This is a genomic window from Pantoea sp. SIMBA_079 (genome assembly GCF_046940275.1).
Lineage (GTDB): Bacteria > Pseudomonadota > Gammaproteobacteria > Enterobacterales > Enterobacteriaceae > Pantoea > Pantoea borealis.
The window spans coordinates 1-255 of sequence record NZ_JAWRYR010000597.1; the positions used below are offsets into that span (position 1 = coordinate 1).

General features: G+C 64.3%; 1 protein-coding gene. It reads right to left on the minus strand.

Annotation, left to right across the window (positions count from 1 at the left end; translation table 11 throughout):
• On the minus strand, positions 1 to 255 hold a 255-nt coding region (locus SB719_RS21325), incomplete at both ends, for a thioredoxin family protein (protein WP_412159913.1).

Genomic DNA, 255 nt, shown 5'->3' on the forward strand with positions numbered 1-255 from the left:
GGCCGGCAATCGCCGGATGGTCGTCGATATTCATCTTGACCAGCTTGACGGCGCCGCCAGCCTCGCGGACCGCCTTTTCAATGATCGGGGTCAACTGCTTGCAGGGACCGCACCATGGCGCCCAGAAATCCACCAGCACCGGCTGCTTGCGGGATTCTGCGATTACATCCGCCTGAAAGCCGGCCGTCGTGGTGTCCTTGACGAGATCCGCTCCTCCGGCAGCGGCCTGCGGCGCGCCGAAAGAGACATTCGCCG